Raw genomic sequence first — 13,188 nt, forward strand, 5'->3', positions numbered from 1 at the left:
GGCCCAAGCAAACGCCCCGACTTGTTCGGGGCGTTTTGTTTTGTATTGGCAGCAGACGAAAAAATGACCGCTCAGCCCATCAAAGCCATCAGATGGCGCACACCGAGCACTTTAATCGCTCGTTTCAGGTTATAAGCATTCACCGCCAAGGCCATTTCAGCTTTTGTCCCCTCCAGTTGTCGCAGCAAGAAACGGCCATTACCAAATAGCCATTGCTTGAGGTTGCCGAAGGGGTGCTCAACGATGGATCTTCGGTTGGCCATCATCTCAGGATGCGCCTGCATTCTTTGCTCCATCCGCTCGAAAGCCTCTTCATGGGCATGTCGTGAGACATAACGGCGCTGGGCTCGAGTGCATTGCGTTTTCAGCGCGCAGTTGGCGCAGTCATCGACCTCAGCCTGATAGATCCGATCACCTTTGTTGTGCTGTTTTAGCGTTAACCATTTGCCTGCCGGACACTGGAAACGATCGTGTCCGGCCTCATAGATAAAGTCTTTTCGCTCAAAGAGCTGCTCTTCATGACTGCCAGGGTTTTTCGAACGATTGGGCGGTACATAGGCCGTAATCGAAGCATCCTCGCAGGCCTGAAACTGCTTGCCATTGGAGTAGCCGGCATCGGCAGTGACCGTCAGCTCATCTTGCTGTAACTCTGCTTTGGCGGCCTTGGCCATCGGCTCCAGTTGCTTTCGGTCATCGCCATCCTGGGTGACCTCATGATGCAAAATCAGGCAATGCTCGGCGTCCACGACGGTTTGCACGTTGTAGGCCACACGTGGCCCTTTGGCCGTGCGCATCATTCGGGCATCGCTTTCATGAGTGTTGAACTGCTCGATGCCCATCGAACGCATCAGTGCCTGGCAACTCTGATTATCCTGTTGTCGAGCCTCAAGCTGTGCCAGTGCTGCTTTGATTGCGCTGCGATCAATTGAATCTGTGGTTTCAGCCTTGTCGGCCTCATCCAGCTCGGCCAGATACTGAGCGATGCGCTTATCCAGTTTTTCTTCCTGGCGCTTGAGCTGCTTCAAATTCACATGACGCCGTGAGGAGGCGACCGCCTGAAACTTGCTGCCGTCGATGGCCACCAATTCACCGGCGATCAAGCCTGCTGTGCGACAAAATCGAACGAAAGCACGGCAGGTCGCGATGAAGGCGGGTTTATTGTTCTTGCGAAAGTCGGCGATGGTCTTGAAGTCGGGCTTGAGCCGGTTGATCAGCCACATCACTTCGATGTTGCGCTGACACTCGGCTTCAAGACGTCGCGATGAGCGAATCCGCTGAAAATAGCCGTAGAGGTAGAGTTTTAGCTGATCGGCGGGATCATAAGCAGGGCGCCCCGTGCTTTTTGGAATCGCTTTATCGAAGCCCAGTTGCACCAGATCGAGCTTGGCAACGTACAGGTCAATGACACGAACGAGGTGATCCTCGGGGATCAACTCTTCCAGCGAGACCGGGAATAGGCTGGTCTGGCTGCGGGACTCACCTTGGATGTAGGCCATAACGAAAAATGCTCTGTATCTTTCGATACGGAGCATTTTCTTTGAGCGCTGCGCAGATTGCTAGGTTTTCACACAGTCTGTTATGGGCCTTTTCTTGTACTTTGAGCAGATCACCACCCCGCCCTCCCCCAAAACTCTTCCGCAGACTGACTAAGCACTGCCTTCGGCCTGGTCAAATGAATCTCCAGCGGTATGTCCCAGCTCTCATCGAGCGCTCTGACCAAACGCCCGTCCTGAACTTCCTGTTCGGTGAGGCTCTTGGGTAGCCACGCCACGCCCTTACTTTCCAGGGCCATGGACATGAGTACCGCCGCAAGGTGGCTGCTGAACAGGGGCTTGAGGTGAAGGTAATCTTCCTTGCCACGCAACCTGTGGGCGACGATGCGTCCCAGTCCGGATTCATGGGTGTAAGCGAGGTAGGGCAATGCCGCAGGTGAGGTGCCGAAGTGGGTGGAAGCGCTTGCAAGCGGTACGAGAACGTCCTCGCCCACCTTCTTGCTGATGAACTGATCCGGGGCCAGTAAAGGCGGTACGTCGGGGTGGCGGTGGCAGAGCAAAAACTGCACTTGGCCATGTATCAGCATTTGCTCGCAGACCGCCATGCTGTCGGAATGCAACTGCACGGCTTCGATAAGCGCTCCGCTTTCCGAGCTTCGCAGCCACTTGGGGAAGAAGGTGAACGACAGCGAGTGGGTTGCCGCGAAGTTGAGTGACTTGGCTGCCACGCCAGCAACTTCCTGGGCCTCACTGCGCATCCGGTACAAGTGTCGAGCGGCTTCCTGGGCGCTGGGCAAGATCTGCCTTCCGGCCTCGGTGAGGGTTGCGCCTTGAGGTGTGCGGACAAATAGCGCAACCCCCATCCAGTTCTCCAGTGACCGAACTCTGCGGCTGAAGGCCGGCTGGGTGACATGGCGTGCCTGCGCGGCACGAACAAAGCTGCCGTACTCCGCAAGCGCTGAAAGATCTTCAAGCCAAACCAGTTCCAAGGGCCATGCCTCCTGTGCATAGGGTGCGGCATTAATAGCATTGGGCGGGTGGCGTCGCAACGCCTAACGTGGGGCCACAAACAACAAGAGGCCCCCCTCATGCGCATCGTAGACATTCGTGAAAAAACGGTTTCTATCGCCTCCCCGATTGCCAACGCCTACATCGACTTTTCGAAAATGACCTGCTCGGTCGTCGCGGTCATTACCGATGTGATTCGCGACGGCAAACCTGTTATCGGCTACGGTTTCAACTCCAATGGTCGCTACGGTCAGGGCGCGCTGATGCGTGATCGTTTCCTGGCGCGTATTACCGAAGCTGACCCGGACACGCTCATCGACCATGCAAACAACAACCTGGACCCATTCGCCATCTGGAAAGCCCTGATGACCAACGAGAAGCCCGGCGGCCACGGTGAGCGCTCGGTTGCAGTGGGCACCCTCGACATGGCGGTGTGGGACGCTGTCGCCAAGATTGAAGGTAAACCTTTGTACCGGCTGCTGGCTGACCGCTACCGCGACGGCGTGGCCGACGACAAGGTCTGGGTCTACGCAGCAGGTGGCTACTACTACCCTGGCAAAGACCAGACCAAGCTCAAGGCAGAAATGCAGAGCTATCTGGACCGTGGCTACGACGTCGTCAAGATGAAGATCGGTGCGGTGCCACTCGACGAAGATATTCGTCGCATCGAAGCGGTGCTTGAAGTGGTTGGGGACGGTCGTCGGCTGGCGGTCGATGCCAATGGTCGTTTCGATCTTCAGACCGGTATTGCCTACGCCGAAGCCATCAAGAAGTACAACCTCTTCTGGTACGAAGAGGTCGGTGATCCACTGGACTACGCGTTGCAGGCCGAGCTTGCCAATCACTATGAACTGCCGATGGCGACCGGGGAAAATCTGTTCTCCCACCAGGATGCGCGCAACCTCCTGCGCCACGGCGGCATGCGCCCTGATCGCGATTACCTGCAATTCGACTGTGCGCTGTCTTACGGGCTTGTGGAATACATGCGCACCTTGAAGGTGATGGAAGAAATGGGTTGGTCTTCCCGCCGCGTAGTGCCGCATGGTGGCCACCAGATGTCCCTGAACATCGCAGCCGGCTTGCACCTGGGCGGCAACGAATCTTACCCGGATGTGTTTCAGCCTTTCGGCGGTTTTGCTGACGGGATCAAGGTCGAGAACGGTTATGTCGGCCTGCCGGATATTCCAGGTGTCGGCTTCGAAGCCAAGTCCGCGTTGTACGCCGTCATGCGCGAGTTGGGCGAAGGCTGATCAATCTCTATCTGCGGTCTCGCTGAAAGAGGCCGCAGAATCAGGCGTCACCCAACGACGCCACGCCACCTGCCCATCACAACAATAAAATGAGGTGCTTGCGTGAAAACTTCCAGGTCCCGCTGGTACGGCCAGCTGTATGTACAAGTGCTGATCGGCATCGTGATCGGCGCAGCAATCGGTTACTTCGTGCCCGATGTCGGCGCCAAACTCCAGCCCTTTGCCGATGGCTTCATCAAGCTGATCAAGATGCTGTTGGCGCCCATCATTTTCGGTACGGTAGTTGTCGGTATCGCCAAGATGGGCAGCATCAAGGAGGTCGGGCGGATTGGCGTGAAAGCGCTGATCTACTTCGAGATTCTTTCAACCATTGCGCTGGTGATCGGTCTGGTTGTGGTCAACATTGTGAAGCCTGGCGTCGGGATGAATATCAACGTCAGCGCACTTGATGGCAGTGCTATCAGCAAGTACAGCCAGGCTGCCAGTGACCAAGGCGGCACTGTTGATTTCTTTCTCAACATTATCCCGCACACGTTCATGGGCGCGTTCTCCAATGGCGTCATGTTGCAGGTCATTCTGCTTTCGGTGTTGATGGGCGTCGCTCTGGTTCAAATGGGCGAAACCAGCAAGCCGCTGATCAATACCATCGATCTGTTCCTGCAAGGCTTGTTCAAGATCGTCGCCATGGTCATGCGCCTGGCCCCGCTGGGTGCGGGTGCAGGAATGGCATTCACGATCGGCAAGTACGGAATTGGTACGTTGCTGTCACTCGGTCAATTACTGGTCGCCCTCTATGTCACAACCCTGATTTTCATCGTCGTTGTGTTGGGTACGGTTGCCAGATGGTCGGGCATGCCGCTCATGCAATTCCTGAGTTACTTCAAGGATGAAATTCTCATCACGCTTGGCACCTGCTCGACGGAAGCCGTGCTGCCGCGAATGATGGTGAAGCTTGAAAAACTGGGCTGCAAAAAATCGGTAGTGGGCATGGTGTTGCCAACGGGATACACCTTCAATGCGGACGGCACTTGCATCTACCTCACCATGGCCGCGATCTTTATCGCCCAGGCGACCAACACACCACTGACCTTTGTGGATCAGATGATTCTGCTCGGTGTATTCCTGCTGACTTCAAAAGGATCAGCGGGCGTGGCGGGTGCAGGGTTTGTAACACTGGCGGCAACGCTTACAACCATCCACTCCATTCCACTGGTAGGACTCGTTTTACTTCTTGGCATCGACCGGTTCCTGAACGAAGCGCGGGCCGTGACCAACCTGATCGGTAATGGCATCGGCACCATCGCCATTGCCAAGTGGGACAACTCGTTCGATGTCGAGGCCTGCGAGCGTGAGATCGCCGCCATGAAAGATGAAAAAAAGGCGCGCAAGGCACTGCTGGCGCAAAAGTAATCTCAAACGCGCCTCGTGCACGTTGTTCAAATACCGCATGCCCGGTTATGGGTCTGCGGTTTTAACGCCAATCGTTTTGTTCAGGCTTTCGGGGCTGCCAGCACACAGGCCGTCCATTACCAGGTTCATCAATCTGGCGATGCGCAAGCGCCATTGGCTTTGAGAATCCACTTGCCATATACCTGCGATGGCCAGAAAAAAGTCGTCGGCAGTAATCCCGCTACGGATTGTTCCGGCTCTTTCATTAGCCCTTAAAAGCAGCTCGGCAGCCGCCTGAACCGGCACGTATCCCGTCTGCCCTGGAAACTCATACACAGATGCAGCCTGTCGTATCGCGATGGCGAGACCCGCCTTGGTCATCGCATATTCAACAAGGCAGTCCATCCACTCCCGTAGTGCGTCTTTGGGTGGTTTGGTGGCGAGCAGCTGTTCTGCCAATGAAGCCACTTGCTGCATTTCGAACTGATAAACCTCGAATACCAGTTTCTCTCGGGTAGGGAAGTGGCGATAAAACGTGCCCTGCCCTACCCCGGCCTTCTTCGCAATTGTGCTCAGCGCAACCGCAGGATCAGCCGTCAACTCCACCACCGCGACTTCCAGTATCCGTTCCCGGTTTTTCCTGGCGTCAGAACGCATCACCAACTCGTCAGTCATGAGCAACGATTTTCCTTGTGCGTATTGCTAAACGGACAGTTGTCCGGTAATTTGCCGCAAGTGGACACCTGTCCGCTTACGCATCATTTCTGGAGTCTACTATGAACGGCACTGGCAATACGATTCTGGTTACCGGCGGCACCTCAGGCATCGGCCTTGGTCTGGCCCTCAGGCTTCACAAGGCGGGCAATAAAGTCATCATCGCGGGTCGTCGCAAGGCCCTGCTGGACAAGATCGTATCGGAACATCCAGGTATTGAATCAGTAGTGCTCGACGTCACCGATCCACACTCCATCCAGCACAGCAGCGAAGCGCTTGCGATCAGCCATCCGAATCTGAACGTTCTCATAAACAACGCGGGCATCATGCACTGGGAGGACCTGACCGATGCGAAGTACCTGAGCACCGCCGAAAATATCGTGACCACCAACCTGCTTGGCACGATTCGCATGGTGTATGCATTTACTCCGAATCTGCTCAAACAGCCCAGCGCGACAATCGTTAATGTCAGCTCGGCGTTGGCATTCGTTCCGTTGCCTGCGACACCGACCTACAGCGCAACCAAAGCGGCCGTTCACTCATTTACTCAAAGCCTTCGGGTGCAACTGGCGGACTCGCCGGTCGAGGTTATCGAGCTTGCACCGCCGGGCGTGCGTACCACATTGCTTGGCCAGGAAAATGACGAGCACGCAATGCCGCTGGAAGCGTTTCTGGATGAGATCTTCAAACTGCTCGATATCTCCCCAACCCCACAAGAACTTGTCGTGGAGCGCGCCAAGCCTTTGCGATTTGCTGAAGCAAACGGTTCACATGGCGAGGTGTTGAAGATGCTTGCGGGATACAAACCGCCGGCAGAATGACGTTAAACGCGTCGGTAGCCGTTGATGCCATCGCTGTCAGCAGATGGCATCGCAGCCACGGCAAGATCATCAGCGCGCTTTCAGATGAAGCATTGCGTAGTGTTCGTAGTGCCCGCATCCGTTCTTCACGACAGGGTCTTGAGACGTAATCGCCGCGATATCCTGATCATCCTCGATTTGATATAGCGAAACACCGTAGCTTCCGGCCGGATCGATCACCGGGCCGTGGGCTACGATCAATCCCTGCTCCAGCAACTCATTCAGATAACTGCCGTGCTGACTCATCCACTGACGCTCATCAGCCGTCAGGGTTGTCAAAAAATCTGCACGCGGCGGGATGTACTTGCAAAGGTAATATTTCATGCGTCAAGCCTCGTTGTTTGAGTGCTTATTAAAAATCAGAACGTTATGGGCGCTTTAAAGCTTTTTGCCCGAGGCAATGCTTTTGAATATGGCGTTCTCGAAAACGCTCGGCAGATAGTGCTGAAGGAACAAGATCATTCCGGCCATTTTTGCAACAGGATGGCTAAACGGTGGTTTTTTTGTAGCGATCACGTTGACGATTGCGTTCACAACGGCTTTTGGTGATTCTGCCTCGTCGATACCCTTCTGGGTGACCAGGTCTACTTTTTTACGGTAAAGATCGTAGTCGGCGATCTTGCCGCCCGTCGCCGAGTGGGCATTGCTCCCCAAATTAGTGTTGAACCACCCGGGTTCGATCACGCTGACATTGATATTGAATTGATTCAATTCAAAGCGCAAAGACTTGAAGTAGCCTTCCACAGCGTGTTTGGAGGCCGCGTAGTAAGACAGATTAGGTGGCCCTATCAACCCGACCATCGAGCTGACGGTAATAATTTGCCCATTTTTCTGCCGACGCATGTAAGGCAAGAGGGCGTTCGTCACTTTGACCGTGCCCCAGAAATTTGTCTCGAACTGCTGACGACCTGTTTCTATCGGTGTCTCTTCGGCAAGGCCGGTGACCATATAGCCCGCGTTATTGACCAATACGTCCAATCGGGTGATATGTTTAAAAAGCTCGTCAGTGAACGCCTGGACAGAGCTATCGTCATCGATGTCCAGGCGCAGTAGTTTGAACCGAACGCTGCCCGCGTATTTTTCAGGATAACGACTCGTGCCCACGACGTTGAAGCCTTGTTGATGCAGATGAGTAGCAAGCAGCAACCCGAAGCCCGATGAAGCACCTGTAATTAAAACTGTCTTTTTCATACGACTACCATGAGTGGAAGGAAAGGCGCAAACCTGTCTTGTTCTCGAAAGTGCTTGGGTAACTCTGCACCTCAGACAATGCATACAATGCTCGCCCAATGAACAGTTGGCACTCGCCTAACGCGCCAACCTGACCTCGAAACGCGCCAATTTTGTTCTGGCGTAACTGGCGTCATCCGCCGTTGTCGTGGCGTGATTGGCGACTTAAACTGGGCCCTTGCTGATTGAACCCGAACCTTTCCATGAGTGAAGTGAATGTCCCCTACTGGTAAACGCAGTTCGGCTCTGGACTACTCGGTCTGGCCGGGATGGCGGGTATTGATGCAGGATGCCGGACTGGCGACGGCGCCCGTCTTGCGCCGCGCGCAATTGCCGGGTGATTTGTTCACACGACAAAATGTTCGTCTGGACTCGGCACACTTCTTCAAGCTTTGGGAGGCGATCGAAGCCGAGGCTGCATCCATCAATGCGGACTTGCCGGCGCCTTTGCAAATTGCCAAGGTCATGTCTTCGGACTGGTTTGATCCAGAACTTTTTGCCGCGCTGTGCAGCGCCAACATGGCCGACGCCCTGGAGCGCATTGCCAAATACGTAAGGTTGATCGCGCCCATGGTCATTCGGGTCGTGCCGACCAAAGCGCACACCACCGTCACCATGGATTTTCTGGACGCCTGCGAACCGCCCACTGTGTTTCTGGCATTCAAGCTCGTGTTTTTTGTTCAATTGGCCAGACTGGCGACACGCAGTCCTGTGCAGCCCTTGCAGGTTAACTGGCCGTCGCCATCGACGCCCGGCCCGGACTTGCAGGCCTATCAAGCGTACTTCGGCATTCCCGTGACTCACGCGCCACAGGCCAGCCTGGTATTTGCAGCGGCGGACGTAGAGCGCCCGTTTCTGACGGAAAACCACAAGATGTGGTTGTTCTTCGAGCCCGGTCTGCGACAGCGATTGTCTGACCTGGACAGGACATCCGGAATGGTCGAGCGGGTACGCAGTGCGCTGCTTGAGTCTTTACCGGCAGGCGCGGTATCGATGCAGCAGATCAGCCGAAAACTGGGCGTCAGTACCCGCACTCTGCAGCGCAGGTTGCAGGATGAAGGGACGACGTTTCAGCAGACGCTCGATACGCTGCGCGATTCCCTGGCACGCCACTACCTGCGCAGCACAGCCATGTCGAGTGCGCAGATATCGTTTCTTCTGGGCTTCGAGGACGCCAATTCCTTTGCTCGCGCATTCCAGTCATGGACAGGCAGTACGCCGGGCAAGGTGAGGGCTGAAATGGATAACTCCCGTCATCCATCGACCGCGCGTTCAGGCGAATAAAACATCACGGCTGATACAGGACTGTGTTTTTGATTGACTGATGACGGTATGCAGGCGTTCGAGTTGAGCGATGACCGGGCGTGCAGGTCAATCTGCAAAATAGTTGGCTACCGTCTTCAGAAAATATTTATATATTTCCAACCTCGCAAGAAAAACCCGCAAACTTCATTTCGACGAACACCCAACGGCCACTCATGAAAACGCCTTGTCTATAGCAGACCGACATGAGTGGCACCTAATACCTCAACACATTAAGTGTTGAATCATAAAGTAAAGGACTACCATGAAAAAGATACTGATCAGCTTCGCAGTTACTACTTCCCTGATGGGAATATCCGCGGTCTCTCAGGCAATGGAAAACTGCCCTGCCGTCGCAAAAATCGAAAAGGTTTCTCCAGGTGTCTACCGTGCGAACGGTAACGATGGAGAATGGACCGGTATTCTTCAAGGGGCTGTGGCGAAAGAAATGCCCGTGCAGTCTTTTGAGATGGCGCTGGCCACTCAGGAAAATCCGGTCGGCCCTCAACGAATTCAATACTGCACGTACAACATTGCTGGTCGCGATACCGTCGACATGCGCTTTACCGCAACCAGTGGACAACATATCACTGTGAAAACCGAAGGCAGCGCCTGGAAAAAAGAAGAAGGGCCACTGGGTCTTATCTACAACGTGTGCGAAAAAACGTCCCCTGAAAACTGCACGTTCACGATTCTCAAGTAGTCCCCAACTGATAGGTAAAACTCTTCAACTGGCCCGCAAACGCCCGTTGAAGAGCCGCTCATGTCAGATCATGCAAATCCTTGCCCAGCGCAGGCATGACTTCGAAATGAGAAAACACCACTTTAAGCCCTCCCCGCTCCGGGCTGCAGCACATGGCCCCTACGGCATAACGCTCGCTCAGCGGGAATGCTGCCAGACGCAACAATGGCCAGCGCAGCCCGTCGCTGGAATGCTGAATGCGCATTACGCCCTTGGCGACAGTGACTCGCAGCCAGAGCCCTGATGAGGAGTCATCAAACACGCCCGTGGCCCAATCCGACTGCCCCCAGGTCAAAACACTGCCCAGCATCAGGGCGCCATCGCTGACCTCGACACCCGTTTTTACCCAGTTGCGCTCATCGACTCGCACCATCAGGCCCGCCTGGTCATACAGGGTCTTGAAATCGCCCTGCACATGCACTTGCGCGGTGAATTCACCCTTCACTGAAACACCTAGAAAATGGCCGGTGTCTCGACAGAAGCCATAATGCGTCTGCTGCCAGAAGTCAGTTTCGGGGTCTGTGATGACAGTCAGGCGCTGATCCGTCACGCTCCACTGCCTGGGTTCGTTCAACCAGATACCTTTTTCGAACATGCTGACTCCTGTGTGGCTGAATACTGAGGACAGGTTGCTGGCCAGATCGCCAGCAGCTGTTTTCGCACCGTTCAGAAATTCTACAGGGCAACACCACTCAGTGGCTGATCATCCACGGCCTGCCCGCAGTCTTGCCTTTGAGGGCGTGCGGGTTTGCCTTGGTCGGTTGCACCGCTTTGGCAGGCCCGCAACACCCACAGCCCTTTGGATGACGCTTGCTGTCCTGATACTCAGCCACGGTTTTAGGCGCATGGGCGCTGCGTTCGTTGGCGGCGATGGCGCTGCGGGTATTGCCCGCCATGGTCGCCAGACCGGGCGCTGACAATATCACCCGCATGCTGGAGACTTCGCAGACCGGGCAATCGCAAGGCAGCGCACTGTCGGCCATTGGGCGCAGGGCGGTGAAGTAGCCGCACTCGGGGCAATCGTATTCGTACATGGGCATACACAGTTCTCCGAAAAACATTCGTCGGCAACGCCGATACCGTCCGCTCATTCTGGTGAACGCCGCGCGCAGACAGACGTCACCAGAACGATCCCGGGCGGACGCTTACTTGTCCGGCGCAATCGGCAAGTCGATGCTGCCGTCGATAAAGCGGGTCGGGCCGTCGGCGTTCGGGTTGATATCGAACTTGAAGATCTCGGTCGGCAGCCAGAGCGTTGCGCAGGCATTGGGAATATCGACGATGCCGCTGATATGGCCCTGCACCGGCGCCGAACCCAGCAGCGCGTAGCCCTGCGCGGGCGAGTAGCCGAACTTGGTCATGTAGTTGATGGCGTTGAGGCACGCCTGTCGATAGGCGACGTTGACGTCCAGGTAGTGCTGCTGGCCTGATTCATCGACCGAGATGCCCTCAAAGATCAGGTACTTGTTGTAGGTCGGCACGATCGGGCTGGGTTTGAAGACCGGGTTCTTGATCCCGTACTTGGCCATGCCGCCTTTGATCAGCTCGACGCGCATGTGCACCCAGCCAGCCATTTCAATGGCACCGCAAAAGGTGATCTCGCCATCGCCCTGACTGAAGTGCAGATCGCCCACCGACAGACCGGCGCCGTCCACGTACACCGGAAAAAACACCTTGGAACCACGGGACAAATCCTTGATATCGCAGTTACCGCCATGTTCGCGGGGCGGCACGGTGCGCGCCCCGGTGGCAGCAGCCAGATCACGCTCGGGCCCGCCTTTCATCTTGCCCAGGTGCGCGGTTTTGGCGTGCGGCGGGTTGGCCAGCGGCGGGACGCGCCCAGGGTCGGTGTCGATCAATTCCTGCTCGCGACGGTTCCACTCGGCGAGCATCTTGTGGTCCGGCAGACAGCCGATCAGCCCCGGATGGATCAAACCGGCAAACTCGACACCGGGAATGTGCCGCGAACTGGTCATCATGCCCTTGAAGTCCCAGATCGCCTTCTGAGCCATCGGAAAGTGGTCGGTAAGAAACCCGCCGCCGTTCTGTCTGGAAAAGAAGCCGTTGAAGCCCCACTGCGAATCAGCCCGAGCGCCGATGTCCAGCAGGTCGACCACCAGCAGGTCGCCGGGCTCTGCACCGTGCACACCGACCGGGCCGGACAGGTAATGGACCGTCGAAAGATCGACGTCGCGTACATCGCTGGCATCGTCGTTGTTCTTGATAGCCCCGGCGGTCCAGTCGTAGGTTTCCAGAATAAAGTCTTCACCGGGCTTGACCCAGCACGCCATGGGAATATCCGGGTGCCAGCGGTTGTGGATCTGCTCGTTTTCAGTCACAGGCTGATTGAGGTCGACTTTGATCAGAACTTCGGTCATGGCGTATCTCCTTTCTGGGGAATGTGGCTTATCGCGGGCAAGCGGATGCCTTGGGCCTTGTGCGACAGACAACGCGCAGGCCCGCGATAACGGTGTTTCAAGTCATGAAGCGTGAGGTCAGGGTTTACACCGACAGGTAACGACTGATCGTCGCCTCATCGACATTGGCCCGGCTTTCCTCGACGACAAACCGGCCCTTCTCGATCACCAGAAACCGGTCGGCAATTTCCAGGGTGAACGACAGCACCTGCTCGGACACAACGATGGTCAGGTCATGCAGGGAACGAATCTCTTTGAGCGTGCGGGCGATGTCCTTGATGATCGACGGCTGAATGCCTTCGGTGGGCTCGTCCAGCAATAGAACCTTGGGCTTGGTCGCCAGTGCGCGGGCGATGGCCAATTGTTGTTGCTGCCCGCCGGACAGGTTGCCGCCGCGTCGCCCGCGCATGTCAAACAGCACTGGAAACAGCGCATAGAGGTCGTCTGGCACCTTGCCTTTGGCCGAGGCTGGCAAGCCAGTCTGGATATTTTCCAGTACCGTCATGGCCGGAAAGATCATTCGGCCCTGAGGCACATAGGCCATGCCATGCTCGACCCTGGCGTGGGTTTCCATCGCCGAGATGTCCACGCCGGCAACCGTCACCTGGCCACCCCACTGCGGCAATATGCCCATCAGGCTTTTGAACAGGGTGGTCTTACCCATACCATTGCGGCCCATCACCGCGACGATTTCCTGTTTCTCGACCTTCAAGTCCAGGTCATGAAGAATCTGGCTCTGACCGTAACCGCAAGCCAACTGGTTGATCGCAAACATGCTGTGCT

Annotated in this window: 14 protein-coding genes; 5 read left to right on the forward strand and 9 right to left on the reverse strand. The window is 56.0% G+C overall.

What is annotated here, in order from left to right; all coding sequences use genetic code 11:
• Window positions 1–71: 71 nt before the first annotated feature.
• Both PSPTO_RS21050 and PSPTO_RS21055 read right to left on the reverse strand, forming a co-directional pair.
• Window positions 72–1,496: an IS1182-like element ISPsy6 family transposase gene (locus PSPTO_RS21050; RefSeq protein WP_054082654.1), complete on the reverse strand. Its 1,425-nt coding sequence runs from the start codon at window positions 1,494–1,496 to the stop codon at window positions 72–74.
• 110 nt (window positions 1,497–1,606) lie between these two features.
• Window positions 1,607–2,482, reverse strand: coding sequence for a LysR family transcriptional regulator (locus PSPTO_RS21055; protein WP_005767508.1), 876 nt, complete (start codon window positions 2,480–2,482; stop codon window positions 1,607–1,609).
• A 99-nt stretch (window positions 2,483–2,581) separates the two neighbouring features.
• Here PSPTO_RS21055 and PSPTO_RS21060 point away from each other — a divergent pair, with 99 nt between their 5' ends.
• Together PSPTO_RS21060 and dctA are read left to right on the forward strand one after the other, a co-directional pair.
• Complete coding sequence (locus PSPTO_RS21060) at window positions 2,582–3,751, forward strand: mandelate racemase/muconate lactonizing enzyme family protein (protein ID WP_005767507.1); 1,170 nt, start codon at window positions 2,582–2,584, stop codon at window positions 3,749–3,751.
• A gap of 102 nt (window positions 3,752–3,853) precedes the next feature.
• Window positions 3,854–5,161: a C4-dicarboxylate transporter DctA gene (dctA, locus tag PSPTO_RS21065; protein ID WP_011104856.1), complete on the forward strand. Its 1,308-nt coding sequence runs from the start codon at window positions 3,854–3,856 to the stop codon at window positions 5,159–5,161.
• A 45-nt stretch (window positions 5,162–5,206) separates the two neighbouring features.
• Here dctA and PSPTO_RS21070 read toward each other — a convergent pair whose 3' ends face one another.
• Window positions 5,207–5,815, reverse strand: coding sequence for a TetR/AcrR family transcriptional regulator (locus tag PSPTO_RS21070; RefSeq protein WP_005767504.1), 609 nt, complete (start codon window positions 5,813–5,815; stop codon window positions 5,207–5,209).
• Between the two features lie 101 nt (window positions 5,816–5,916).
• Here PSPTO_RS21070 and PSPTO_RS21075 point away from each other — a divergent pair, with 101 nt between their 5' ends.
• The gene (locus PSPTO_RS21075) at window positions 5,917–6,675 is read left to right on the forward strand and encodes an SDR family oxidoreductase (protein WP_007245738.1); all 759 of its coding nucleotides are present in this window, start codon (window positions 5,917–5,919) and stop codon (window positions 6,673–6,675) included.
• A 69-nt stretch (window positions 6,676–6,744) separates the two neighbouring features.
• Here PSPTO_RS21075 and PSPTO_RS21080 read toward each other — a convergent pair whose 3' ends face one another.
• Entirely contained in the window at window positions 6,745–7,038 is a 294-nt protein-coding gene (locus PSPTO_RS21080) for a YciI family protein (RefSeq protein ID WP_005767500.1), read from the reverse strand.
• Between the two features lie 54 nt (window positions 7,039–7,092).
• Window positions 7,093–7,905 (reverse strand): SDR family NAD(P)-dependent oxidoreductase, encoded by an 813-nt coding sequence (locus PSPTO_RS21085; protein ID WP_046463536.1) that lies wholly within the window; start codon window positions 7,903–7,905, stop codon window positions 7,093–7,095.
• Window positions 7,906–8,226: 321 nt separating this feature from the next.
• Here PSPTO_RS21085 and PSPTO_RS21090 point away from each other — a divergent pair, with 321 nt between their 5' ends.
• On the forward strand, window positions 8,227–9,228 hold the full coding sequence (locus PSPTO_RS21090; protein WP_161797783.1) for an AraC family transcriptional regulator: 1,002 nt from the start codon (window positions 8,227–8,229) through the stop codon (window positions 9,226–9,228).
• A 283-nt stretch (window positions 9,229–9,511) separates the two neighbouring features.
• Window positions 9,512–9,949 (forward strand): DUF3757 domain-containing protein, encoded by a 438-nt coding sequence (locus PSPTO_RS21095; protein ID WP_005767494.1) that lies wholly within the window; start codon window positions 9,512–9,514, stop codon window positions 9,947–9,949.
• A 58-nt stretch (window positions 9,950–10,007) separates the two neighbouring features.
• On the opposite strand, the gene PSPTO_RS21100 is transcribed toward PSPTO_RS21095, so the two are convergent.
• The 4 genes from PSPTO_RS21100 to urtE form a co-directional block, all read right to left on the reverse strand.
• Window positions 10,008–10,583, reverse strand: a complete 576-nt coding sequence (locus PSPTO_RS21100) for a DUF1349 domain-containing protein (RefSeq protein ID WP_011104860.1) — start codon at window positions 10,581–10,583, stop codon at window positions 10,008–10,010.
• A 97-nt stretch (window positions 10,584–10,680) separates the two neighbouring features.
• Window positions 10,681–11,028: an FmdB family zinc ribbon protein gene (locus PSPTO_RS21105; RefSeq protein ID WP_011104861.1), complete on the reverse strand. Its 348-nt coding sequence runs from the start codon at window positions 11,026–11,028 to the stop codon at window positions 10,681–10,683.
• A gap of 105 nt (window positions 11,029–11,133) precedes the next feature.
• Entirely contained in the window at window positions 11,134–12,366 is a 1,233-nt protein-coding gene (fmdA, locus tag PSPTO_RS21110) for a formamidase (protein ID WP_005619903.1), read from the reverse strand.
• A gap of 124 nt (window positions 12,367–12,490) precedes the next feature.
• On the reverse strand, window positions 12,491–13,180 hold the full coding sequence (gene urtE, locus PSPTO_RS21115; RefSeq protein WP_005767488.1) for an urea ABC transporter ATP-binding subunit UrtE: 690 nt from the start codon (window positions 13,178–13,180) through the stop codon (window positions 12,491–12,493).
• Window positions 13,181–13,188: the final 8 nt, after the last annotated feature.

Origin of the sequence: Pseudomonas syringae pv. tomato str. DC3000, assembly GCF_000007805.1 — a bacterium.
In the GTDB taxonomy this organism is placed as follows: Bacteria; Pseudomonadota; Gammaproteobacteria; order Pseudomonadales; family Pseudomonadaceae; genus Aquipseudomonas; species Aquipseudomonas avellanae.